The following is a 23,310-nucleotide window of genomic DNA, read 5'->3' as shown; positions in this document are numbered from 1 at the left end:
AAAGGAGAGAGCGATGGGACAAAATTTTGCTTTGATCGGGGCGGGCGGCTATATTGCCCCGCGCCATTTACGCGCCATCCGCGACACCGGCAATCAACTGGTGGCGGCGGTGGATCCCAACGATTCGGTGGGGATTCTGGATCAATATTCGTTTGACACCCGCTTTTTTACCGAGATCGAGCGCTTTGACCGCCATCTGGAAAAGCTGCGGCGGGGGCCGGAGGAAAACCGGGTGAACTGGATCACGGTGTGCTCGCCCAACTACCTGCACGACGCCCACTGCCGTTTGGGGCTGCGCGTGGGGGCGAATGTGCTGTGTGAGAAGCCGCTGGTGATTAACCCCTGGAATTTAGACCCCTTGGAGGAGCTGGAAGCGGAAACCGGCAAGCGCATTTTCACCGTGCTGCAGCTGCGCGTGCACCCAGAGCTGATGCGCCTGAAGGAGCAAATTGCCCAGGCCGGGCCGGGGCAGCGCGACGTGGTTCTGACCTACATCACCGCTCGCGGGGGGTGGTATCACACCTCGTGGAAGGGTGTCAGCGAAAAATCGGGCGGGGTGGCCACCAACATCGGCATTCACTTCTTCGATTTGCTGCTGTGGCTGTTTGGCCCGGCGGGCGAGTGCCGCGTGCACCATGTGGACGAGCGCCGCATGGGCGGCTTCATTGAATTGGAAAAGGCGCGCGTGCGCTGGTTCCTTTCGGTGGATGCGAACGACCTGCCCTTTGCGCTGGAACCGGGGAAGCGCTCCACCTTCCGCTCCATCACCGTGGACGGGCAGGAAATTGAGTTCTCCGAAGGCTTCACTGATCTGCACACGCGCGTGTACGAAAAGACCCTGGCGGGGGAGGGCTTTGGCATTGCGGACGCGCGCCCTTCCATCACCCTGACTCAGCGCATCCGCAGCGCAGCGGTGGAAAGCGGCGGCAGCGAGATGCATCCCCGCTTGAAAGGCTAGGCGGGCATGGCAGAATATTTCGTGCACGAATCGAGCTATGTGGACGACGGGGCCCAGGTGGGGGCGGGCTGCAAGATCTGGCATTTCTGCCATATCTCCGCCGGTGCCGAGCTGGGTGAGGGCTGCAACCTGGGGCAGAACGTGTTTGTGGCCTCCGGTGTGCGTTTGGGCCGGGGGGTGAAGGTGCAGAACAACGTGTCCATCTACACCGGGGTAGAGGTGGAGGATGACGCGTTTTTGGGGCCTTCGATGGTCTTTACCAACGTGGTCAACCCGCGCAGCCATGTGAATCGCAAGGATGAGTACCGGCGCACGCATGTTGGGCGGGGGGCCACCATTGGGGCCAACGCCACCATCGTGTGCGGGGTCAGTTTGGGGCGCTATGCCTTTGTGGGGGCGGGGGCGGTGGTCACGCGCGACGTGCCCGATTACGCCCTGGTGTACGGCAGCCCGGCGCGGGTGCGCGGGTGGATGTGCGCCTGCGGGGTGCAGATGGAATTTGCAGACGGCTCCAGTGCGCGCGGGGTTTGCCCGGCGTGCGGGGCGGAATATGTGCGCTCACAAGGGGCGGTGCGCCCGGCGGAGGAACCGGTATGATCCCATTATTAGATCTCAAAGCGCAGTACCGCAGCCTTCAGGCAGAGATGGACGCGGCGGTGTGCGCGGTGATGGCCGAGGGACATTTTATCCTGGGGCCGAACGTGAGCGCGCTGGAGGCGGAGATCGCCGCCTATTTGGGCGTGCGTCATGCGGTGGGCGTGGCTTCGGGCACGGATGCGCTCATCATTGGGCTGCGCGCGGCGGGGGTGGGGGCGGGGGATGAGGTGATCGTGCCCGCCTACACCTTCTTTGCCACGGCTGGCGCGGTGCTGACGGTGGGGGCGGTTCCGGTGATTGTGGATGTGGACCCGCGCACCTATGCGTTAGATACTGCCCAGGTGGAAGCCCGTCTGACGGCGCGCACGCGGGCGATTGTGCCCGTGCATCTATACGGCCACCCTGCCCCGATGGAGGCCGTTTTGGCCCTGGCGCGCAAGCATCACCTGCGCGTGGTGGAGGATAACGCCCAGGCTTTTGGGGCGCGTTATCACGGTCAGCGCACCGCCTCGCTGGGGGATGTGGGCTGTCTGAGCTTCTTCCCCACCAAGAATCTGGGCGGCTATGGGGATGGGGGCATGGTGGTGACGAATGACGACGGCATCGCCGAGCAGGCGCGTATGCTGCGCGTGCACGGCTGGAAGCGCAAATATTATCCCGAAATGCTGGGCTATAACAGCCGCCTGGATGAAATTCAGGCAGCGGTGCTGCGTGTGAAACTGAAATATGTGGACGGTTGGAACCAGCAGCGGCGCGCCCTGGCCGAGGTGTACCGCGCGGGGTTTGCGGGCAGCCCGGTGAGCGTTCCGGTGGAAGAGCCCGGCTGCGAGCATGTGTACCATTTGTATGTGGTGCGCGTGCCCCAGCGCGCGGCGGTGCAGGCGCGCCTGAAGGCGGCGGGGATTGCCAGCGATGTGTATTACCCCCAGCCGCTGCATTTGACCCAACCCTGCCGCCAGTTGGGCGGGGCCGAGGGCGATTTTCCGCAGGCCGAGCAGGCCAGCCGCGAAACGCTGGCCATCCCGCTGTACCCGGAGATGAGCAGCGCAGACCAGCAGCAGGTGATCCGCGAGGTTTTGGCGGCGGTGAGGGGCTAAAGCTCCCAACTGCCGATGCGCAGCAGCCGCCGCAGCCAGCGCAGGGGGACGCGGAAGGGGGGATAGCGGAAGGCGAAATCTATCCATAGGGCGCGTTGGATGACGCTTTTTTGGTGCGAGAAGGCCAGGAAAGAGTGCTTTCCGTGGTAGGCCCCCATGCCGCTTTGCCCGCGCCCGCCAAAGGGCAGGCTGTGGCTGGAAACCTGCACCAGGGTGTCGTTTTGACAGCCGCCGCCGAAAGCCACCGTTTCTAACAGACGCTGGCGCAGCGCACGGTCCTGGGTGAAGAAGTAAAACGCCAGGGGGTTGGGGTAACGGCGCAGCAGCTCCAGGGCCTCTTCCACGGTGTCATAGGTGAGGATGGGCAGGAGCGGGCCGAAAATTTCTTCCTGCATGACGGCGTCTTCAGGCGAAACCGGGGCCAGCAGGGTGGGGGCGATGTAGCGCTCAGCGGGCAAGGTTTGGCCGCCGTGCACCACCCGCGCCGGGTCCATCAGCCCGCTCAGACGTTCAAAATGGCGGTCGTTGATGATGCGGGCGTAATCGGGGCTTTCCTGCGGCTGGCTGCCGTACATCTCGGAGAGGGCGGCGCGCAAGGCGTTGATGAGCGGCTCCTGAATTCTGCGTTCCACCAGCAAGAAATCGGGGGCGATGCAGGTTTGGCCGGCGTTGAAGAATTTGCCCCAGGCGATGCGGCGGGCGGCGACATCCAGGGGCACGGTGGCATCTACCAGACAGGGGCTCTTGCCGCCGAGTTCGAGAGTCACGGGGGTCAGGTGTTCGGCGGCAGCGCGCAGTACGATCTTGCCCACGGCGGGGCTGCCGGTGAAGAAAATTTTGTCAAAGCGCTGCTTCAGCAGCTCTCCGGCGATCTCCGGCCCGCCGCTGACCGCGGCCACGTGGCGGGGGTCAAAGGCCTCAGCCAAAATGCGCAGGGTGACGGCCTCGGTGTGCGGGGCCAGCTCGGAGGGTTTGACGATGACGCAGTTGCCCGCGGCCACCGCGCCCACCAGGGGGGCGAACAACAGATGGAAGGGATAGTTCCAGGGGGCAAAGATAAGGGTGCGGCCGTACGGCTCGGGGATGATGCGGCTGACGGCGGGGAAATGCAGCAGGGGGGTGGGCTGGCGGCGCGGGCGCATCCAGGCGGCCAGATGGCGCAGGGCGTGGCGAATTTCGGCGGTCACCGGGGCGATTTCGGTGCTGTAGGCTTCGGTGGGGGATTTGTGCAGGTCAGCCTGCAGGGCGTCCAGCACGGCCTGTTCGTGGGTCTGCACGGCGTTCAGCAGGCTGCGCAGCTGCTGCAGGCGAAAGGCCAGGGAGCGGGTGGCGCCGGATTGGAAAAATGCATCTTGCTGGCGGAGCAGTTCAGATTCCATATAACCCTTCTTTGGGTAAGATCGCCTCTTGATTATAGCGATAAGCGCATCAAAAGGTCAAAAATTCGTTCAAGGTCGGGGTACAATTGGCACAAACAACGCGCGCGGCGCGACAAGATGGCCAAGGCGCAGTAAAATACAATCAGCACAACGGGATACCAGGAAAGGAAAACCCCATGCGGTATTGGATCAAACGAATTTGGTGCGCAGCAGCGTTGGTGAGCGCGGCGGCTTTGAGCGGGTGCAGCACGCTCCTGGATATGATGCCGCAAGGCCCCACACAGGCTCCACCTTCGAATATTTGGACGCCTGTGGCGACCACGCCCACGCGTGTGCCCATCCCCACCAAAGATCCCAACAGCGTCCCCCAGGCGGCACACCCCACCGAGGTGCGCGCTTTCGCCGAGATCCCTGGGGGGGTGTTCTTAAACGTGAGCGAAGAGTGGGTCAATGTGGAAGTGACGGTGAAATACACCCTGAAATTCTGGAACGTGGGCGCGTTGATGGGGGAGCGCTACGGCAAAGCCTCGATGACGGTGGAATACCAACCGTTGAGCAATGGATTTATCCTGGGCGCGCCGGATAAGAACGGTCAGCGGCAGATGAAACCCGCCACGCGTTTCCCCTCGTTTAAGCCGGAGAAGATCGAGCTGACCTTCAGCGGCGGGCCGGAAGGGAAATTTCAGCAGGTGGAACCACCGGCCGACGTGCCCATGGTGGGGCGGCTGATCCATGAGAAGGACGGCTCTTTCCGCATTTTCTTCGAACAAGGGGTCAACCCGGCGGCTGAATTCACCCTGAAGAATCCCGACGCTTTTAACGCCTGGAAATAAGATCACGATGGGCGGACCGGCGCACACCCCCCCTGAAACCCGCAGGGAAACCCCCGCGCGTTGGTGGATTTTGGGCGCGGTGGGGATCGCGGTGTGCCTGGGTTTATGCGCCCTGGCCGTGCTGTTCAGCGGGGGGGCCTATTGGCTGGTATCACAAGAAAAAATTCCGAACCCATTTGCCAGCCAGACGCCCACCCCCACATTAACCCCCACGAAAACCCCGCGCCCCACACGCACCCTCACCCCCACCCGCACCCGTAAACCCAGCCTGACCCCCAGCCTGGCTTTTACCCCTGCGGCCACGCGCACCCCCACCCTGACGGCCACCCTGGCGGCCAACGCCCTGCCGCCGGAGGGGCCATGGCTGGTGTTTGACAGCCAGGATGGGCTGTGGACGGTCAACCCCCAGGGGCGCGGGCTGAAGCGCCTGTGGGCCGAGCGCCCTTTGCTGCCGGAGGGGCTGCAAGCCAACGCGGCGCCGCGCGGGGGGATGCTGGCCTTTTTGGCTTACCGCGAACTGCGCAGCGGTGAAGAAGTGCCCGCGCTGCACCTGATGCGACTGCCGGAGGGACGGGTGGAACGCTGGCTGCTGGCGGTGCGGAATTCGGCGGGGGCGAGCGAGGGATCCCTGCGGGCTTTGGTGTCGCGCAATGGGTTGGCCTGGTCGCCGGATGGGCGCAAGCTGGTGTTCGCGGCGATCTTGGACGGGCCTTCGGTGGATCTGTACCTGCTCGACCTTCAGGATCACAGCCTGAGGCGGCTGACGGATTTGCCGGGGGATGAATTTGCGCCCGCCTGGTCGCCGGACGGCAGCACGCTGGTGTATTTCAGCAGCGATGTGGACGCGCAGGGGGTGGAATGGACCGAGGTTTGGACGGTGGAACCCATCAGCGGGCGGAATATGCGCCTGCTGGAGCGGGCCAGCAGCCGCCCAGCCCTGGCGGGATGGTCAGGACTGCACCAGTTCCTTCTTTACCGGCGCAGTGAAATTTGCGGCGGGTTTGATCTGCGCCTGGGCGACACCCTGCGACCCTATTCGGACCCGCTGGTGAAGGGCTGTTTTGGGGGAGCGGCGGTGGATGGGGAGAGCAGCAACATTGTTTTCAGCGTCAGTCAGGCGCAGGCGGCGTACTGCCCGTGCGCGGACGAGCCGGAACCGGCCGGGGTGTACTTTTTGCCCGGCGGTCAGGGCCTGCCGCAGCAGTTGAGCGGGCGCGAGGCTTTGGACGTGCGCTGGCTGCCGGATGCGCGCCTGTTCTTCACCGCCAGTGCGCAGGGTTGGGCGCGGGCCTACAGCGCAGCCGGGGCGCCGGTGGGTATTCCGGCGGATGTGCTGGGCACGCTGCCTTCCGTGGGGGCGGCCAGCGGCTTGTGGGCCTGGTACAGCCCGCGCGAGGCGGCCCCTCCCCGCGGGCTGTGGTTGGGTTCAAACCGCCAACAGGCGCGCATGATCTACGCCGGTGCAGCGGATTTTCCGCGCTGGGGGCCGGCGGGGAACACGCTCTTGTTTTTTGACGGCACGGCTTTGATGGCGGCGGAAGGGCCGGATTTTGCGCCGCTGCGGCGGCAAAGCATGCCCTCGGCGCCGGTGGATGCGGTGTGGGTGTGGCGGTGAGAGCGATGAAGGAGGTACGGCCTATGCGCTGGATACGGCGAGCGGGGATGATCTGTGTTTTGATCCTGGCAGCGGGATGCAGCCGTCAGGCGGCGCCGCTGGCAGAAGTGCCCAGCCCTGCGGATTCTGCGCGGACTGCGCCGGAAGCTGTGGTCATTGAGCCGACTGTGGAACCTGCTGCCAGCCCCACCCCCGATTGGTTGAGCCAGCCGGGGGAGGTGATTGACCCCGAAAATGTGATGCGTCTGCGCGAGGCGGCTGTGCTCCCTGTGGGGGGTGAGGCTTACCAACTGCGCTGGTCGCAGGACAGCCAGGTGTTGGCTGCATTTTCCAGTGCGTATCTGCTGGCGCTGCGGCCGGTGGGGCTGGAAACGCTCACCACCGTGGTGCTGCAAGCCCCCATCCAGCTTCTGGATTATAGCCCAGACGCGGGCTGGATGGCGACCAGCTCCGACCCGCTGAAGGTGGATTTGCGCGACCCGGCCACAGGGGCGGTGGTGCGCACTTTGAGCAGTGTGGGGGTGGTGGGGGCGGCTTTTTCCCCGGACGGGCAAAGCCTGGTGGTGGCCAGCAGCGACAATTTCAAAGCGGAGGTCTTCAACCCGGCGGACGGCAGCCTGCGCGAGACGCTGAGCGGTTTTGAGACCGCCGCTCCTATCTATGGGGTGCGGTTTGATGCGCCCTCCGACCGCCTGATCTGGTTTGCGCGCGCAACCGTACAGGTGATGCAGCTGCCAGGGGGGCAGTTGGGAGCGCAGCTCAACCACGAGGATTCCGTCTCAGCCCTGGCACTTTCGCCCAGCGGCAGCGTGTTGGCGGCGGCCGCCGCGGGCACGCAGGACGGTCTCTTCACGCCGCTGCTTCAGCTGTGGGACCCCACCAGCGGAGAGCCCCTGGGACGGCTGGTGTTGGATGAACCGGCCTATGGGGGCATGGACTTTTCGGCGGATGGGCGCCTGTTGGCGCTCAGCGTGGGTGAGGTGGTGATGATCTACGACGTGGCCGCCCAACAGCCCCTGGCAGCCCTCAACGGCCATGCGGGTGGGGTGCAGGCGCTGCGTTTTTCGCCGGATGGGACGCTGCTGGCCACACTGGGTATGGATCAAACCCTGCGCTTGTGGAAAGTTGTGCCTTGATCTAAATTCATTCAAGATGACCGCCGTAAAGGCGTGCACGTCCTGACATTTTCAGTTAAGATAAACTTATGCGCTCTTCTGACAGCCCATTTCTCGCAGACTGGTTCGCCATTTCCACCCGCTGGCTGGTGTTGGTGGGGGTGATGACGGCTTTCAGTTTGGGGCCGGGACTGAAGGCGCTGCATCTGGTGCTGATCACCTTGCTGGTGGGCTGGAACGTGACCGTTTCGGTGTTTGCCATTACGAACCGGCGCTTTTCCAACCACCGCCTGATCAATATCGCCGTGGATTGGGTCAGCAGCGTGGTGCTCTTTCTGGTGGGGGGCGGGCTGACCGGCGGGCTGCTGTGGGTGGGGGTGTTGGTGTTGGCCACGGCAGCCATTTATTACGAATGGCGCGGCGCTTTGGGGGCGGCGGGGGCCTTAATCCTGGCCCAGGGGCTTGCGGCGTATCTTGCGGGCTTTGACTGGCCCTGGATTGCCCTGCTGGGGGTGGGCATTATCGCCACCAGCGTTTTGATGGGCGTGCTGAGCCGTCTGCTGATGATCTTTGTGCGCCAAAATTATCAGCGGCTGCAGGCCTCACGCCGTGAGGGTGAGAAACGCGCCCAGCGCCAGGAGCGCGAACGGCTGCAGGCGTTTTACAGCATGGTGGAAACCCTCAGTGCCAGCATTAATTACCAGGTGGTGCTGGATACCACCCTGGATTTGAGCGCGGCGATTGTGGGCGAGACAGCCGCGGAAAATTTGGTTTCGGCGGTGCTGTTGTTTTCAGAATCGGGGCTGAGCATTGAAGCCAGCCGCAAGATGCCTGCCGCGGACCAGCGCCAGCAGCTTGCCGGTACGCGCGGGGTTTTGGCCGAGGTAATCCAAAGCGGCGAACCGGCTTTGGTGGATCAGCCGGGGCAGGACCCCGAATTGGGGCTGCTGATCAGCGTGCGTGCCTGCCAGAGCGCTCTGCTGCTGCCGCTGCGGCGCGGGTTGAACGCCTTTGGCTTGATGCTCTATGCACACCCCGACAGCGAGATCTTCACCCAGGAGCAGGCCGATTCCCTGCAGATGATCAGCCACCAGGCGGTGATCGCCATTCAGAACGCGCGGTTGTTCCAGGATTTGGAATTGGAGAAAGCGCGCATGGAAGAGGCGCAGGAAGAGGCCCGCAAGAAGCTGGCGCGCGATCTGCACGACGGGCCGATTCAAACGGCCTCGGCGATTGTGATGCGCACCAGCCTGGCGCGCAAAATGCTGGAGCGGGACGCTGCCCAGGCCGAGACCGAAATGGCGCGGGTGGAAGATTTGGCCCGGCGCAACACCCAGGAACTGCGCCACATGCTGTTCACCTTGCGGCCTTTAGTGCTGGAAAGCGAGGGTCTGGAAGCGGCTCTCAAGGCCATGGCCGAAAAAATGCGCGACACCTACCAGCAAAACGTATTGGTGGAGGTGGACCCGGCCTTGATCAGTCAGCTGGAAATGGGCAAACAGACGGTGGTGTTTTACCTGGCCGAAGAGGCGGTGAACAACGCCCGCAAGCACGCCGAGGCTCAGCATATTTGGGTGCGCTTCAAACGCCTGCCGCGCGATCCGGAAATTGCCGTGTTGGAGATTGCCGACGACGGCAAGGGTTTTGACACGGCTGAGGTGAACAGTCAATACGACCGCCGCGGCAGCCTGGGCATGGTGAATTTGCGCGAGCGCACCGACATGGTCAACGGGTTGTTAAAGCTGCAGTCCGCGGTGGGTAAAGGCACGCGCGTGCAGGTGATCATACCCTTATCGGAGGATGCGGCAGACCGCTTGCAGCGCGGACTGCCGGTGAGTTAAGCCCGAAGGAAAAGCAGCCACATGCCAGAAGCAGCAGGGATCGCGTACAGCCGCGTCAACCAGGGGGCGGAGACTGGAAGGCCGCCTGTGGTCTTAATCCACGGGGCGGGCAGTTCGCATTTGTTTTGGCCGGGAGAGTTTCGCCGTATGGCTGGCTGGGATGTGTATGCGCTGGATCTGCCGGGGCACGGACGTTCGGGCGGGGCTGCGCGCCAATCGGTGGGTGAATATGCCCGCCAGGTGTTGGAATGGATGAAGGCGCTGGGCATGTTCCGCGCGGCGCTGGTGGGGCATTCTTTGGGCGGGGCGGTGGCTTTGCAGCTGGCCCTGGAACACCCCGACCGGGCAGCAGCGCTGGCTCTGCTGTGCAGCGCGGCCTTCTTTGACGTGCCGCCTTTGTTTCTGGATCTGCTGGACAACCAAAAAATGCCCGAACCAGCCCTGAACTGGCTCTCTGAGCGGCTGGTGCAGGCGGAGACACCCGAAGCCGTCAGCGAGCGGGTCTTCGCCGAAGTGCGCAAGGTGCGTCAGGGGGTGCTGATTGCGGATTGGCGCGCCTGCGCCCAGTTTGACTGCCGCAGCCGCTTGAGGCGCTGCTATGTGCATACCTGGGCGGCGGCCGGCAAGCGCGACCGTCTGTTGACCCCCGCCGCGGCGAGCGGATTGCGCGCCATGCCCAATGCGGCCGTTCAGGTGTACCCCGCCGCTGGCCATCTTTTGCCATTGGAACAGCCGCAGCACTGCGCGGCGGATTTGCAGCAGTTCTTACGCAGCTGCCTGGGCGCGAAAGGAGATTCCCCAGGGTAAATGGGCGTCCGCGCCGTGGATGCTCAGCAAAAAACGCGCCGACCGGCGCGTTTTGGTTTTTATTGGGGAAGAAGGCCTAAAGATGCGGCTCGAATTTGGCGATCAGATTTTCCAGGGGCTGCAGGCCGTTGAGACGAACTTTTTCCTGCCCGCCTGCGAAGAGGATCACCGTGGGGACGCTCATGACCCCATAGGAGGCCACCAAACCGGCGCATTCATCCACGTTGACATGGGCCAGCCGGACGCGCCCCGCCCATTTTTGGCCGAGCTGCTCCAGCAGAGGCTCTATGCGCTTGCACGGCCCGCACCAGGGGGCGCCGAATTCCAACAGCACCGGCAGAGAGGATTGCAGCACCTCTGCGTCAAAGCTTTGCTCATCCACAGGTTGAAATGCGCTCATGTCGCTCCTCTTTACTTTTTGGACTTGTGCTTGATTTCGCGGGGCTTCCACAGCTCCACCAATTCACCCTCCACCTGGTCATTGAGATCAGCCCAATGGGAAATGGGCAGGGCCAGATAGGCGATGGCGGCGGTGGGCAGGGATTCGACCCGGCGGCTGAGGATTTGCAGCAGGCCTTCCAGCCCGGGGTTGTGGCCGATGATGAGCACGCGTTCGATCTCGTCGGGGGTGGAGCGGAGTACATTCAGGATGGCTTCGGCTTCGGCCAGGTAGAGGTTCTCTAAGTAGGTGATGTCACCTTTGAATTTGCAAGCGCTGGCTACCTCTTCGGCGGTCATCTGGGCGCGTTTGGCGGTTGAGGCGTACATCACCTGGGGGCGAAGCTCTTTATCTTTGATGAGCTCGCCCATCATGGGGGCGTCGTGCTTGCCGCGCTTATTCAGCGGGCGCTCCAGATCGGGCAATTCTGCATCTTTCCAACTGGATTTGGCATGGCGCATAATCAGCAGCGTCTTCATCATCCGGGCTCCTTGTCTATTCATGTAGCTCGCTGATCAGTATATCATTATTTTTTTCGGCCAAATGAAAGAAAAGATTAGAAAATGGACGGGTCTTAATGGAAACGCCGCCCCAACGGTATGCAGGGGCGGCGTCAGCAGACTCACATGAGATCAGGCCAGCAGCTCAAAGGAGGTGGTGATTTCAGCCACGCCGCGCAAGGTGGCAGCCACCGAGCAGTATTTTTCTTCGGAAAGCTCAATGGCCTGGGCCGCGGATTTATCCGTCAGCCCCTGGCCGCGCAGCTTATAGTGCACGTGAATTTTGCGAAAGGTCCACGGCGGGTCGCTGTCTTGCTGCCCGTCCACTTCAATTTCCAGGCTTTCCAGGGGCGTGCGTTTTTTGGCGAGGATTTCCACCACGTCCACAGCCGTGCAGGAGGCCAGGGCCACCAGCATCAGCTCGGAGGGTTTCATGCCGATGCCTTCATCGGGGGTGGAAAGCACCACCGAATGGTTGGTGGAATCGGTTCCAATAAATTGTTTTCCAGTGATCCAGCGAACACGAGCTTGGCTCATCAGTCACACTCCTAGGTTTGCGTTTTTCCGAACATGTAGATCAGATTTTTCAAGGCAGCTTCGCGTTCGGCGGGGGTTTGGCGATCGAAGTTCTGCATACAACCAGAGGCGTAGTCTTGCAGGAACGCCTGGCTGGCGCTGAGGGCAGCGGAACGGATGGCGGAAAGCTGCTGCAAAATCTCAGAGCAGTCCCGTTCCTGTTCGATCATGGCCTCTACACCGCGCACCTGCCCTTCCAGACGGCGCAGACGGGCGAGGATTCGTTGTTTGGCAGCATCATCCTGCATCATCATGGCAAAATCTCCAGCGGCTGACACGCAGCCGTGCGGTTAGCCCGCTCAGGTGAATCGCCCGCCGCCGCCGCAGGAGGACCCGCCAGAAGAAGCGCTGCCGCCCGCGGAAGAGAAGCTGGCCGCGATGGTGGAAAGCTTCTTTTCAGTCTGGGGACTGTGGCAGTGGGGGCATTCGGGGCGTTGGTGGGCGTCAGAAAAACGCACCATTCTTTCAAAGCTGTGGCCGCAATCGGAGCAGCGGTATTCATAAACGGGCATCGTGGTTTATTCCCTCCGTTCAATATACTATACCCCAGTATAGCATAATTCGCGGTCTTGTCAAGGGAGCGCGCGGTGGGTTTGTGAAAAAGGATGCAAGGCGGCAAAGGTGACAAAGCGCGAAAGTTTGTTGGTACACACCCTTGCATTTTTATAAGAATGGAGTATGATACTTTTATTAGCATTCGAGGGGGATGAGGTATTCTTGTATATCAAAAGGGCTTTGCTTGCGGGAAATTGCTGCGCATGCTATAATTTGTATGTTTAACCGAATGAACTTCTGGACAGGTGCCGCCTGTCAGTTTGCGCCTGAGCGCAGACTGCAAATTCTTATCCCGCGAGCAGCATGGACTTTACACAATTGACCAGCACCCCGCACGTGGCAGGGATGTTTTGTCTTTTTTCTATCACCCCACCAAGGTATCAATCAATCAAAGAGACTCCAGACCTATGAAAATATTAGAACTCGAAAACGTTCCACTCGCGTCGCTGCGTGAGACGGCCAAGGAGCTGAACATTCCCAACGCCGCCCGCCTCAAAAAGGAAAACCTGCTGATCCGCATCCGGCAGGTGGAGGCTGAGCGGGAAGGATTGGAAGTTCGCGGCGGTGTCCTGGAAATCATGAATGAGGGCATCGGCTTTCTGCGCACCAATTATCAAGTGGGCCAGGATGATGTGTATGTGTCCCAGGCCCAACTGCGCCGCTATGACCTGCGCGCCGGGGATTTGGTCATCGGGCATGTGCGCCCCCCGCGTGATTCGGAACGCCATTACGGGCTGCTCAAAGTGGAAAGCATTAACGGTTTAACGCCCGAAGAGGCCCGCAACCGCCCGAATTTTGAGAGCCTGACCCCCATTTTCCCCGACAAACGCTTTGACCTGGAAACCGACCGCGGCATTTTATCCACGCGCCTGATTAACTTGATCTCGCCCATCGGGCGCGGGCAGCGCGGTATGATCGTTTCGCCCCCCAAGGCGGGCAAGACGACCATCATGAAGCAAATTGCCAATTCCATCTCGGTGCGCAACCCCGAAGTGCATCTGATCATCGCCCTCATCGGCGAGCGCCCGGAAGAAGTCACCGATATGGACCGCTCGGTGGACGCGGAAGTGGTGGCTTCGACCTTTGATGAGCCGGTGTCTTCGCATGTGCGCACGGCCGAAATCACCCTGGAACGGGCCAAACGCCTGGTGGAAGTGGGCCGCGATGTGGTCATTTTGATGGATTCGCTCACCCGCCTGGCGCGGGCGTATAACCTGGTGGTCAACCCTTCGGGCCGCACGCTTTCGGGCGGTATGGACCCCTCGGCCTTGTACCCGCCCAAACGCTTCTTCGGCGCCGCGCGTAATTTGGAAGAAGGCGGCTCGCTGACCATCATCGCCACGGCCTTGGTAGACACCGGTTCGCGCCTGGATGATGTGGTCTACGAAGAATTTAAGGGCACCGGCAACATGGAACTGCACCTGTCGCGCAGATTGCAGGAACGGCGCATCTTCCCCGCGATTGACATCGAACGCTCCTCGACCCGGCGCGAAGATTTGCTCTTAGGGCCGGATATGCTTTCGCGGGCGTGGCTGATGCGGCGCATGTATCTGCAAATGATCGGCCAGCCGCCTCAGGGCGCGGGTATGGACCCGGCGGTGGGAACCGAAGCCATTTTGCAGCGGCTGAGCCGCACCAAGAACAACCAGGAATTCCTGGAAAGCTTAACGGAGGATATGTGAAACAAAAGCTTGGCCCACAGCGAAAACTGACTCAGGGGTGGGGCATCGCACTGAATCTGTTTTCCGGAACTCTGTGGGGGGTTGCCATCTTTATGGTGGTGTTTACTGTCTTTTTGGTGATCGGACGCGACCGCATTCCCTTTAAGGTCTCTGCGCAGAGCGAGGCCGAGGCAGCGGCGGCGGTGGACAGCGAGGTATTGGAATCCCTGCACACGGCGCCCAGCGTACCCTTGCCCACCTTTGTTCCGGCGGATCCGGTGGAGGGTGCCATTGCCCGCGAAACCAACGGGCACACCGTTCTGCCCACCCGTGCGCGGGATAAGGTGGTGGAATACACGGTGCAAAAGGGCGATTCCATGTTTGGGATTGCCAACAAATACGACCTGAAGCCCGAAACGATTTTGTGGGCCAATTACACGGCTTTAAACGACGACCCCCACATGATCAGCATTGGACTGGATCTAAAAATCCCGCCAACGGACGGGATTTATTACCAATGGAAAGAAGGCGACACGCTGGATAAGGTGGCGTCTACCTACCGGGTGGATGCTTCGGCCATTGTGGGTTGGCCGGGGAACAAGCTGGATTTGACCAATCCGCAGATTGAACCCGGCACATTTGTGATGATCCCAGGCGGCTGGCGTGAAATGCGCACCTGGGTGGTGCCGACGGTATGGCGTTCGGGCGCGGGAGCCTCGAAGAGCATCCCCGGCGGCTGCTCGGTGGAAGGCGGCGCGTTTGGCACGGGGTCGTTTGTTTGGCCCGCGGATAACCACTATTTATCGGGGAACGACTATTGGTCAGGGCACCTGGGGATCGATATTGCGGCCGGAACCGGTGCGCCGCTGTACGCGGCGGATTCGGGCGTGGTGGTGTATGCCGGCCCCATTGGCGGCGGCTACGGCAACATGATCATGATTGACCACGGCAACGGCTACCACACCCTGTACGCCCACTTGAGTTCGGTCGGCGTGCGCTGCGGCGCCAGTGTTTCGCAGGGCCAGTATATCGGTCTGGCGGGCAGCACCGGCAATTCCACCGGCCCCCACCTGCACTTTGAGGTGCGCTACATGGGCGGTTTTGTGAACCCCTGGCAGGTGCTTCCGTAAAGCTGCCGGACCCGGCAGCATTGAGCTGAAGACATAAAAGGACAGGTCTCCGCATCACGGAGACCTGTTTTTATTTGGGATCAGGCTTTGGGCGGAATGGGTTTGGCATATTTGATCAACTCGGCTTGAAAGCCCACTTTCTCATACAACTGCCGGGCGCGGGCGTTGCTGGCGAACACATACAGGGTCAGGACGGGAAACCCATTGTCCTGCGCCCAGGCTTCGGCGGCCTGCAAGAGCGCGCGGCCCACCCCCTGACCTTCGTGGTCGGGGTGCACCACCAGATCGGAGATATAGCCCTGAGGCTGGCGGCTGAAGAACTCGGTTTCGGTCTGAAGGAAGATAAACCCGGCGCGGAGGCCGCTGTCCGTTTCGGCGATGAGGAAGGTGCTGCCGGTCTCAGGCTCTTCCAGGGCTTTTTTCAGCAGGGCCTGATTGGCGCTGTTGATGGTTTCGGCCTGACGCCAGGCGGGCAGGTCAAAGGCGGTCAACCGGTCGGAGAGGGACAGAATCCAGGGGATGTCTTGGGGTTGGTGGGGGCGAATGTGAAATGGCATGGTTTGAGTCTCTTGAGTTGTGGGGTTATTCCACCCGAAAGATCACCGCGGGTGAATCCACGGTATTTCCGGCGCGGTCTGCGGCACGCACCACCAGGGAATGTTCGCCAGGGATGGGAACCCAGGGGGTGCTGTAGGGGGCCTGCTGGTTTTCATTAATCTTGATGCCGTCCAGCCACCATTCCACGCGGGCGACGCCGCCGGCGTCACTGACCTGGGCCAGGAAATTGATCGTACGGCTGTCTGCGCGGGAGAAGCGCTGTTGGGGGGTGGGGTAGGTGAGGGCGGCCTGGGGCGGGGTGTTATCCACGCTGACCTGGATGACGGCGCTTTGCAAGGTCTGATCCTGGCGGACGACCACCAGCCGCACGGCGTACAGCCCGTCCTGCAAAGACTGGGTATCCCATTGGGCCAGGGGGCCGCCGCTGACGGGGGTCTGGCTTTCGCTGCCCACCAGCAGCCAAGACTGCGGGTTGAGGCCGGCGCCGACCTGCACGCGGTACGAGGCAAACCCTGCGCCGCCGGCTTCGCCGAGGATGGGCACCTGCCCGCGCACAAAAGAGAAAATCTGCGGCTGGGTGATGACCACGCCTGGCAGGGGAGCCGGCACTAAAATGTCGTCGTAGGCGTCGGGCGGCAGTTCAATGCCCGCGGCGCGCGCCCAGGGCAGGGCTTCGCTGGGAACCACCAGATAGGTTTGCTCTTTGACCAGCTCGCGGGGGGTGAAGACGGTGGCCAGGCGGTTGGTTTCGCGGTTGACCTGAACGGTGCGGTACAGGTCGTCGGCCTCGACGGGTTCAGAGCCGCTCAGGAAAATTTCTTCCACCTGGGTGGGGCATTGGCTGGTGGGCAGCTTGCCGGAGGGGGTGCATACCGTCAGGGTGGACAGACCTTCGGGGACGGGCCAATCGGCCAGAGGCAGGCCGCGGTGGGCATATTGAAAAGCCGCGTGCCACAACCCGGCGGCCATGCGCGGCTGCAAACGCGCCTCGGCAGGGGCCTCGGCGGGCAGCCCCATCCACACCACGCTCAGCATCTGGCGGCTGTATCCCACCGCCCACACCTCATCCCCGCGGGCGGTTTGGCCGGTTTTGGCGCCGGTGGGGCGGCCGGTTTCCAGCGGGTTGGGGTAGCCCAGGCTGGGCCAGCGGGCAGGCTCATCCGCCAGTATGTGGTGGATCAGATAGGCCAATTGCGGGCTGACCAGGGAGTTTTCCTGGGGGGCGGCGGGCGCCAGCCACACCTGCCCGTGGATGTCCTCCACGCTGACCAATGTCACCGGGTTGAGCGGGCCGCCAGCGCTGCGGGCAGCGCCGCGCTGCAACCCCAAATTGGCAAAGGTGCTGTAGGCCTGGGCAATTTGCAGCAGGTTGACGCTGCCGCCGGTGAAAAACAGCTCACCGGGGTTAGATCGCCCGTCCAGCAAGGTCAACCCCAGGGGTTCTACCTGCCGCCAGGTATTGGCCGGGCCGATTTGATACAGCAGTTGAGCCAGGGGAGCCAGGTCGTCATTGGCGACGGCCAAACGTAGGCGCTGGGGGCCGCGGTAGGCCGTTTCCGGCTGACGGTAGGCCCCCAGATCGGCAGGCAGGCTGGCGGGAATATCCCATACCAGGGAGGCGGGGCTGAACCCGCGGGCAAAGGCCGTCAGGGCGGTAAAGGGGGTCAGCAGCGTGCCGGGTTGGTGGGCCGAAAGGCGCGGCGTATCTCCGGCTGTGGTGGTGTCGCCCAGCAGGGCCAAAAGCTGCCCGGTGGGCAGGTCTAAGAGGGCGGCGGAGGCCAGGCTGCCGCTGGGCAGGCTCTGCGAAGCGGGCGGCAGGGTGGGCAGCAGGCGCGCGGCGGCGCAGTCTTCCACGCCGGAGACGGTCAGCCCCTGCAGGCGGGCCAGCTGGGTGCGGGCGGCGCAGTTGATTTGACGCTGAAGGTCGTAATCCAGGCTGGTGATCACGCGCAGCCCGCCGCGCTCCACCCGCCCGCGGCCAAAGCGAGCGTAGAGTTCATCCAGCACCAGGCGGTTGAAGGCCGGGCTGAGCTGAACCGCATCGGCGGGCGGGGCTTGCAGGTTGAGGGCGGCTTGCTGGGCGCTGGTGTAGGTGTCCGCTTGGATCACCCCTTGAGCCAGCAGGCGCTGGAGGGCGGTTTGATAATTTTCCAATGCGGCGGTGCGCGCATCCAGCGGGTTGAGAGCCGGGGATTGTGCCACGGAGGCCAGCAGCACGGCTTCGGGCAGGTCCAACTGGCTGGCGGATTTGCCCAGGTACAGGTTGGCGGCCGCGTCGGCCCCGTAGGCCAGGCGGCCAAAATAGGCGCTGTTAAGATACCATTCCAACACCTGGGCGCGCCCGTACTGGGCGGTCACCTGAGCCGCCAGCAAACGCATGCGCAGGGTTCGCCGCAGGCCCGCGGGTTCGTTTTCCAAAAGCAGATCGCTGACCAGTTCTTCGGCCAGGGTGCGGGGGCTTTCATCCGTCAGGCTGCGCCAGGCCACCCCAGGGCTGGCCCAGAAATCGGGCTGGTTGAGGGCCACGGTGACCTGCACCAGATAGGGGGAGAGATGTTCGGGGTTGGAGGGATCCAGATATAAATAGCGGCGGGGGATGCCGGGGGATTCCAGGCTGTAGAGCAGGTTCTGTCCGGTGCGGTCATACAGGCGGGTGGGCTGCAGCAGCAGACCGTCGCGGGGGTTCAGGTCTGCTTCGAGGCGCTGTAAGGAGGGCAGACCGGCGGTCAGGCGGGCATAGGCTCCGCCCGCGGTGAACAGGAGCAGGACGATCAACAGTACGCCCAGGGCTGAGGCAGACAGCCAGGCCGGCAGGGCCGCGGAGGAAGGCGGGCGGCGAACCTGCTGTCGGCGGCGGACGAGGAGCAAACGTTGGAGGGGGCGCACGGTGGAGCGGGGGCTTTCTTAGGGGGTGGGTGTGTGGGTGAGGGTGGGCTGGCGCGTTTGCGTGGGCCGCGGGGTCAGCGTGGGCTGGCGGGTGTGGGTGGGGGTGGTGACGGCGGCGGTGCGGGTGGGGGTGTGGAGCGCCGTCAGCCGTTCGCGGGCCAGTTCGGCCCATTCTTCGGGATACACCTCGGCGGGCATGGCCAGCAGCTTTTGATAATCCTGCATGGCGGGCAGCACGCGGTTGAGCTTCTCCTGCGCCTGGGCGCGGTAGAAAAGCACTTCGGCTTTTTGCAGATCCGTGGCGGCATACAGGTCGGCGGCGGCGAAGCGGTTGTACACCTGCTGATAATCGCCCTGGGCGAAGAAAACTTTGCCCAAGGTGGACTGGGCGGCGTAGGAACGCTGATTCAGGCCGATGGCCTGAGTCAGATCCACAATGGCTTTGTCATAATCGCCCAAAATGCGGTACAGCTCGCCGCGCTGGATGAAAATTTCCGCCTGGCTGCGGTCGATTTCGAGGGCACGGGAGAAGGCATCCAGGGCGGCTTCAGAATCGTCCAGAGCGGCATAGGCACCGCCTTGCCAGGCCAGGGCCTGAGCGTCTCTGGGTTCATACAGCAGGTAGGTGTTGACCGCCTGCAGGGTACATTCGGGGTCCTGGTCTGCGCTGCACACTTCGGCCAGCAGTCGGTAGCTTTCCAGCATGGTTTTATCCAGGGTGTTGGCCTGTTCGGCGGCAGCGCGGGCCTCGGCGACATCTCCCAGGGTCAGATGCGCTCTGGCGCGGTAAAAATACAGCAGGGGCGAATCCGGTTGAAGCTGACCGACGGCTTCCAGATTGCGCAGGGCCTGTTCGGGGTCGTTGGCACCCAGGTTGAGGACGGCCAGCTGCAAATAGGCTTCGGCATAGTTAGGGTCAGCTTCCACGGCGGTTTTCAGGTCGCGCTCGGCCTCCCGCACACGACGCGGCTGGCTGGCGAGGTAAGCGTAGGCGCGGCCCAGATAGGCGGGGGCAAAATTGGGATCCTTGGCGATGGCCTGCTCGTAATAGCGCAGGGCGGTTTTGGTATCCTTGCGCTGGCGGTAGGTTTCGCCCATGTAGTAAAGCAAATCTGCGGCGTTGGGTTCGTCGCGCAGGCTTTGTTTAAGGTACTCTTCCATCTCAGCCCACTGGCCGTTGGCGTAGGCGCGCAGGGCGATGGAATAGGCTTCGCTGCGCGCATGCGGGGTGTTGACGTACAGGGGGGTGGGCGTGTAGGTGGCTTCCAACAGCATCCACAGTGGGGTGGGGCCTACGGCGGGGACGGTGGGGCTGCGGAAGACGGGGGTCAGCGAAGGCAGCGAGGTGGGGGTGGGGCCGTAGGTGGGCACGGAGGAGGGGATAAACACCCGCTGGGTGCTGCGCTGGCGCAAACCGAGGATGCCCACGGTGACCAGGGCGATGACCACTACCGCCGCGGCCGCATAGAGGGCAATTTGTTTCCAGGATAGGCCCAGCAGTTCACGCTCTGGCTGCACCTGCAAGGCGGCCAACTGCGACTCCCAGTTGCGGCGCTGAAGCTCCGGCGGGATGGCCAGGGTGGGATCGGGGGGCAGCTCCCCCGCCAGGATCAGGCCGTGGCGGGCGGTGCGGTTGGTGGGGTCGAGGCGAAGAGCTTCTTTCAGGCAGTATACACGCTCGCGGCGGGTTTCTACCGCGGCGCTCATCCACAGCCAGATATCCGGCTGGGTGGGGACGCGTTTAATCAGGCGCGTGAGCAGGTCGCGCGCGCGGGCTTTATCGCCCTTTTTCAGGGCGGTGACGGCTTCGTTAAACATGGTCTCTTCGGGTGACGGCATGGTATCAGTTTAGCACAGGCTGGGGGTGGGGGCAAGACGCAGGCGAGGGCTTCTTGCGGGTGGGGTGAGAGGGCATGTTATAATGCCGGCATGAGACCCGTTTGGAAATCTTTCGGGGTACTGCTGCTTTTGGCGGCGGCGGCGAGCTGCGGCCCGCAGGCCAGCCTAACCCCCGCGCCGCCGGATATGCCCACGGGGACGCTGGCGGCATATCAAACGCCGACAGCATCGCAAACCCCCACCCCCCTCACCGCGCTCAGCAGCACCCCCATCCCCCAGCCCAGCCCCACCCCGCGCAGCCATGTCATTGCCCGCGGGGAGGATTTGGGTGGGATTGCCTACCGCTACGGGGTGAGCGTGGCCGCGATTGTGGAGGCCAACCCTGGGGTAGATCCGCGCCTGCTGGTGGTGGGCACCTCCCTGGTGATCCCTCCCTCAGCCCAGAGTGAAGCGCTGGAAGATGGAATATTACCCAGCCCCACGCCGGTGGCGCTGCGCGCTGGAAGAGTGAATTGCCTGCGCAGCGCTGAAGGGGGCGCGTGGTGCTTTGCCATGCTGCGCAACCCGGGTGACCAGGCGGTGGAGGGGGTTTCGGCGCGGATGACGGTGCAGGCGGGTGAGGGGGGCGAGGTGCGTTCACAGAGCGCGGAACTGCCCCTGAACCGGCTGCCCGCCGGAGGGAGGCTGCCGCTGATGGCGTACTTCCCGCCGCCCTGGGAGACGGATGGGACGGTGAGCGTGAGCGTGCAGTCGGCGCTGCCGGTGGGGGACGGCGGGGGGCGTTACACAGAAGCGCGGCTGGCGAACGAAAGCGTGACCATCCGCCAGGACGGCCTGAGCGCGCAGGTGGAGGGGGAATTAGAAGTGGGGGAGGGCGGCGCATCCACGCTGTGGGTGGCGCTGGTGGCGCTGGACGCGAACGGGCGTGTGGTGGGCGTGCGGCGCTGGGAAAATGAAACCGCCCTGGCGGGCGGCGAAAAAATGGCGTTTCGGGGGGTGGTGTACAGCCTGGGACAGCGCATTCACCGCGTGATCTGGGAAGTGGAAGCGCGCCCTTAGCGCGGGTTCCACACCAGGAATGAATCCTCTTTACAGATCGTTCCACCGGCAGGCGCTTCCACGCAGATTTTGTAATTGACCACATTGGAATCGGCAGCATCGGGCAAGGGGGGTACCACCACAGCCGCCCAGCCGTAGCTGTTGGTGGCCTGGAATTTGTATTCATAGGTGCTGGTCTTGCCCAGCACGTTCAGCTCGATGCGTGCGCGGACGCCTTTGGCCGGGCGCAGGTTCATGTTGTCGAAGACCAGCAGATACACCTTGAAATCGGCGCCTTCTTGAATTTCATCCGCGGAACGGTACACAAAGCCGAGCTGTCCGCTGGCGCCGCCTTCGGAGGGTTCAGCAAACTCGGGTTCCTGGGGAACCGGGGCTTGCGGGATTTCCTGGGGGGGTTCTGCGGGCTGGGGCTCCAGTTCTGGTTCCGCGGGCGGCTCAGCTTCGGGCTGGGGGGCGGGCGGCTGGCTGGGGGCAGCGGGCTGCCCAAACTTTTCCAGATACTGCCGTCCAATGGGGGCCAGCCGCACCCGATATTCCGCGGGGCTGTCGCGGTGATATTCGACGGCCACATTCTCGAAATTTTGGCGGGCGATGGTGTCGGAAACGGTATAAACGCCGCTGATGGGATTACCCGCCAAATCCTGCCCGGAGATGGTCTGGTTCAGAAAATTGTCAAAATCCACCGGCACATGAAACCCTTTGCCGTTGGAAAGCGGATAAAAGACCATGCCGTCTTTGCGGTTGTGCTTTTGGGGACCGGGCAGATCCGAATAGAGGTTCAGCAGCTGGCTGAGGGGGCGCAGAGCAATCTGATTGTTGGTCGGTTCCAAATAGACCACCGCATTTTCAAAAACAACTTGCTGGTAACCGTCGGGGGCCTGATACATATCTGTAAGCTGGCGGCCCAGCACACGAGCATCCTGGAGACGGTCTGTCTGTTCCAGGATGGGGTTGGATGATCGCTGTTGGGGGATGGCCAGGTCTGGGACGATTGTACCCGGGCCGCATTCTGCTTTACAGGCCATGCGTCCATAGGGCAACAGGTACACTTGCTGTGTGGGGTCGTCAAAGCGGGTGTAAAAACCCACAGTTTCGAACCACTGCTGAGTCTGCTGGTTTTCGTAATCGTGTCGGTAGCGCGAAAGGGGTTGGCCGGCCCCAAACTTTTGGGCTGGTTCTACGAAGGGGGAAAACACCCAAAAGCCGTTGTTGGTTTGGGCACCGTCGCCGGGTTTCCGCTGGCCGTCCTGAAGATCCGCAATTTGCAGCTCACGGCCCAGGGGGTACAGGCTGAAGCCGCGGTCGGATCGTTTCTGGGGGTCGTGACACAGCAGTGCGTTTTCGGTGTACTGGCAGTCCAACCCGTCTTTTTGAATGACATCTGAGATGAAGGTACCTAAGGTCTGCTGTCCACCCAGCGAATCGTAATACGATTGGAATAATGGATCGCCGGTATAGGATGGATCTGGGGAATCACCCGAAAAATTCTCTTCTGGGCCGCAGGCAGCGGTGAATAACAGCAAGAGAAGACCCAGAGACACCCAAAAGATGGACGCGGCTTTCTTCATCCGACTCCTTGCAATGGTCACGTTTTTCCGGCTTGATATGCCTTGTTGGAAACTCCCCGGACCGATGCAGCCCATTGGGATCCAAATTTGCAACTTCCACCCCAAACTACATGGACCCTTATGAATACATTTTAGCCTAAATTGACCTTGTTTTCAAGAGATCAGATGTCACGTGTCTGTCCCAAAGTCGGTTGGTGATTTAGCACGCAAACAGCAGGCGGTTTTTGGGAATATTCGGCAAAGGGACCTAATGGATCCTGACCCCCGCAGCCATCAATCCGCTGGCCATTCCTGGCC

Annotated in this window: 21 protein-coding genes; 11 read left to right on the top strand and 10 right to left on the bottom strand. The window is 62.5% G+C overall.

The window, feature by feature from the left end:
- Window positions 1-13 precede the first annotated feature (13 nt).
- From ADN01_RS03865 to ADN01_RS03855, 3 genes are read left to right on the top strand one after another with little or no spacing between them, the layout of a single operon-like run.
- A complete protein-coding gene (locus ADN01_RS03865) occupies window positions 14-958 on the top strand; it encodes a Gfo/Idh/MocA family oxidoreductase (protein ID WP_062419506.1) in 945 nt (314 codons plus the stop codon).
- A gap of 6 nt (window positions 959-964) precedes the next feature.
- Entirely contained in the window at window positions 965-1,555 is a 591-nt protein-coding gene (locus tag ADN01_RS03860) for an acyltransferase (RefSeq protein ID WP_062419505.1), read from the top strand.
- On the top strand, window positions 1,552-2,652 hold the full coding sequence (locus ADN01_RS03855; RefSeq protein ID WP_062419504.1) for a DegT/DnrJ/EryC1/StrS family aminotransferase: 1,101 nt from the start codon (window positions 1,552-1,554) through the stop codon (window positions 2,650-2,652). The genes ADN01_RS03860 and ADN01_RS03855 overlap by 4 nt, the downstream gene beginning before the upstream one ends.
- Here ADN01_RS03855 and ADN01_RS03850 read toward each other — a convergent pair.
- Entirely contained in the window at window positions 2,649-4,031 is a 1,383-nt protein-coding gene (locus tag ADN01_RS03850; protein WP_062419503.1) for an aldehyde dehydrogenase, read from the bottom strand. The genes ADN01_RS03855 and ADN01_RS03850 overlap by 4 nt on opposite strands.
- A gap of 176 nt (window positions 4,032-4,207) precedes the next feature.
- Here ADN01_RS03850 and ADN01_RS03845 point away from each other — a divergent pair, with 176 nt between their 5' ends.
- The 5 genes from ADN01_RS03845 to ADN01_RS03825 all read left to right on the top strand — a co-directional run bounded on the left by ADN01_RS03845 (window position 4,208) and on the right by ADN01_RS03825 (window position 10,242).
- Window positions 4,208-4,864 (top strand): hypothetical protein, encoded by a 657-nt coding sequence (locus ADN01_RS03845; RefSeq protein ID WP_062419502.1) that lies wholly within the window; start codon window positions 4,208-4,210, stop codon window positions 4,862-4,864.
- A 7-nt stretch (window positions 4,865-4,871) separates the two neighbouring features.
- On the top strand, window positions 4,872-6,479 hold the full coding sequence (locus ADN01_RS03840; protein ID WP_075070940.1) for a TolB family protein: 1,608 nt from the start codon (window positions 4,872-4,874) through the stop codon (window positions 6,477-6,479).
- 23 nt (window positions 6,480-6,502) lie between these two features.
- The gene (locus ADN01_RS03835) at window positions 6,503-7,615 is read left to right on the top strand and encodes a WD40 repeat domain-containing protein (RefSeq protein WP_147238921.1); all 1,113 of its coding nucleotides are present in this window, start codon (window positions 6,503-6,505) and stop codon (window positions 7,613-7,615) included.
- Between the two features lie 68 nt (window positions 7,616-7,683).
- On the top strand, window positions 7,684-9,435 hold the full coding sequence (locus tag ADN01_RS03830) for a GAF domain-containing sensor histidine kinase (protein ID WP_075070939.1): 1,752 nt from the start codon (window positions 7,684-7,686) through the stop codon (window positions 9,433-9,435).
- 21 nt (window positions 9,436-9,456) lie between these two features.
- Window positions 9,457-10,242: an alpha/beta fold hydrolase gene (locus tag ADN01_RS03825; protein WP_082142945.1), complete on the top strand. Its 786-nt coding sequence runs from the start codon at window positions 9,457-9,459 to the stop codon at window positions 10,240-10,242.
- A 76-nt stretch (window positions 10,243-10,318) separates the two neighbouring features.
- Here the strand turns inward: ADN01_RS03825 and ADN01_RS03820 are convergent, their stop codons facing one another.
- The 5 genes from ADN01_RS03820 to ADN01_RS03800 form a co-directional block, all read right to left on the bottom strand.
- Window positions 10,319-10,642 (bottom strand): thioredoxin family protein, encoded by a 324-nt coding sequence (locus ADN01_RS03820; RefSeq protein WP_062419498.1) that lies wholly within the window; start codon window positions 10,640-10,642, stop codon window positions 10,319-10,321.
- Between the two features lie 11 nt (window positions 10,643-10,653).
- Complete coding sequence (locus ADN01_RS03815; RefSeq protein ID WP_062419497.1) at window positions 10,654-11,163, bottom strand: SixA phosphatase family protein; 510 nt, start codon at window positions 11,161-11,163, stop codon at window positions 10,654-10,656.
- A 150-nt stretch (window positions 11,164-11,313) separates the two neighbouring features.
- Window positions 11,314-11,718, bottom strand: a complete 405-nt coding sequence (locus tag ADN01_RS03810) for an OsmC family protein (protein WP_062419496.1) — start codon at window positions 11,716-11,718, stop codon at window positions 11,314-11,316.
- Between the two features lie 11 nt (window positions 11,719-11,729).
- On the bottom strand, window positions 11,730-12,011 hold the full coding sequence (locus ADN01_RS03805) for a metal-sensitive transcriptional regulator (protein ID WP_075070937.1): 282 nt from the start codon (window positions 12,009-12,011) through the stop codon (window positions 11,730-11,732).
- A 45-nt stretch (window positions 12,012-12,056) separates the two neighbouring features.
- Window positions 12,057-12,269 (bottom strand): FmdB family zinc ribbon protein, encoded by a 213-nt coding sequence (locus ADN01_RS03800; protein WP_062419495.1) that lies wholly within the window; start codon window positions 12,267-12,269, stop codon window positions 12,057-12,059.
- A gap of 450 nt (window positions 12,270-12,719) precedes the next feature.
- Here ADN01_RS03800 and rho point away from each other — a divergent pair, with 450 nt between their 5' ends.
- Window positions 12,720-13,994: a transcription termination factor Rho gene (gene rho / locus ADN01_RS03795; RefSeq protein WP_062419494.1), complete on the top strand. Its 1,275-nt coding sequence runs from the start codon at window positions 12,720-12,722 to the stop codon at window positions 13,992-13,994.
- Window positions 13,991-15,103: a M23 family metallopeptidase gene (locus ADN01_RS03790; RefSeq protein WP_062419493.1), complete on the top strand. Its 1,113-nt coding sequence runs from the start codon at window positions 13,991-13,993 to the stop codon at window positions 15,101-15,103. Before rho ends, ADN01_RS03790 begins: the two co-directional genes overlap by 4 nt.
- Before the next feature lie 80 nt (window positions 15,104-15,183).
- On the opposite strand, the gene ADN01_RS03785 is transcribed toward ADN01_RS03790, so the two are convergent.
- The 3 genes from ADN01_RS03785 to ADN01_RS03775 are packed head-to-tail and all read right to left on the bottom strand — an operon-like array spanning window position 15,184 to window position 20,386.
- Window positions 15,184-15,660 (bottom strand): GNAT family N-acetyltransferase, encoded by a 477-nt coding sequence (locus ADN01_RS03785; RefSeq protein WP_062419492.1) that lies wholly within the window; start codon window positions 15,658-15,660, stop codon window positions 15,184-15,186.
- A 25-nt stretch (window positions 15,661-15,685) separates the two neighbouring features.
- Window positions 15,686-18,547 (bottom strand): penicillin-binding protein, encoded by a 2,862-nt coding sequence (locus ADN01_RS03780; protein WP_082389709.1) that lies wholly within the window; start codon window positions 18,545-18,547, stop codon window positions 15,686-15,688.
- A gap of 18 nt (window positions 18,548-18,565) precedes the next feature.
- A complete protein-coding gene (locus ADN01_RS03775; RefSeq protein WP_152974004.1) occupies window positions 18,566-20,386 on the bottom strand; it encodes a tetratricopeptide repeat protein in 1,821 nt (606 codons plus the stop codon).
- A 90-nt stretch (window positions 20,387-20,476) separates the two neighbouring features.
- On the opposite strand from ADN01_RS03775, the gene ADN01_RS03770 reads away from it, so the two are divergent.
- Window positions 20,477-21,445: a LysM peptidoglycan-binding domain-containing protein gene (locus ADN01_RS03770; RefSeq protein ID WP_201778627.1), complete on the top strand. Its 969-nt coding sequence runs from the start codon at window positions 20,477-20,479 to the stop codon at window positions 21,443-21,445.
- Here the strand turns inward: ADN01_RS03770 and ADN01_RS03765 are convergent.
- Window positions 21,442-23,013: a hypothetical protein gene (locus ADN01_RS03765; protein ID WP_075070934.1), complete on the bottom strand. Its 1,572-nt coding sequence runs from the start codon at window positions 23,011-23,013 to the stop codon at window positions 21,442-21,444. The two genes, ADN01_RS03770 and ADN01_RS03765, sit on opposite strands and share 4 nt — an antisense overlap.
- Between the last annotated feature and the right edge of the window lie 297 nt (window positions 23,014-23,310).

Origin of the sequence: Levilinea saccharolytica (genome assembly GCF_001306035.1) — a bacterium.
In the GTDB taxonomy this organism is placed as follows: Bacteria; Chloroflexota; Anaerolineae; order Anaerolineales; family Anaerolineaceae; genus Levilinea; species Levilinea saccharolytica.
This window is presented reverse-complemented; position numbering and strand designations above follow the sequence as displayed.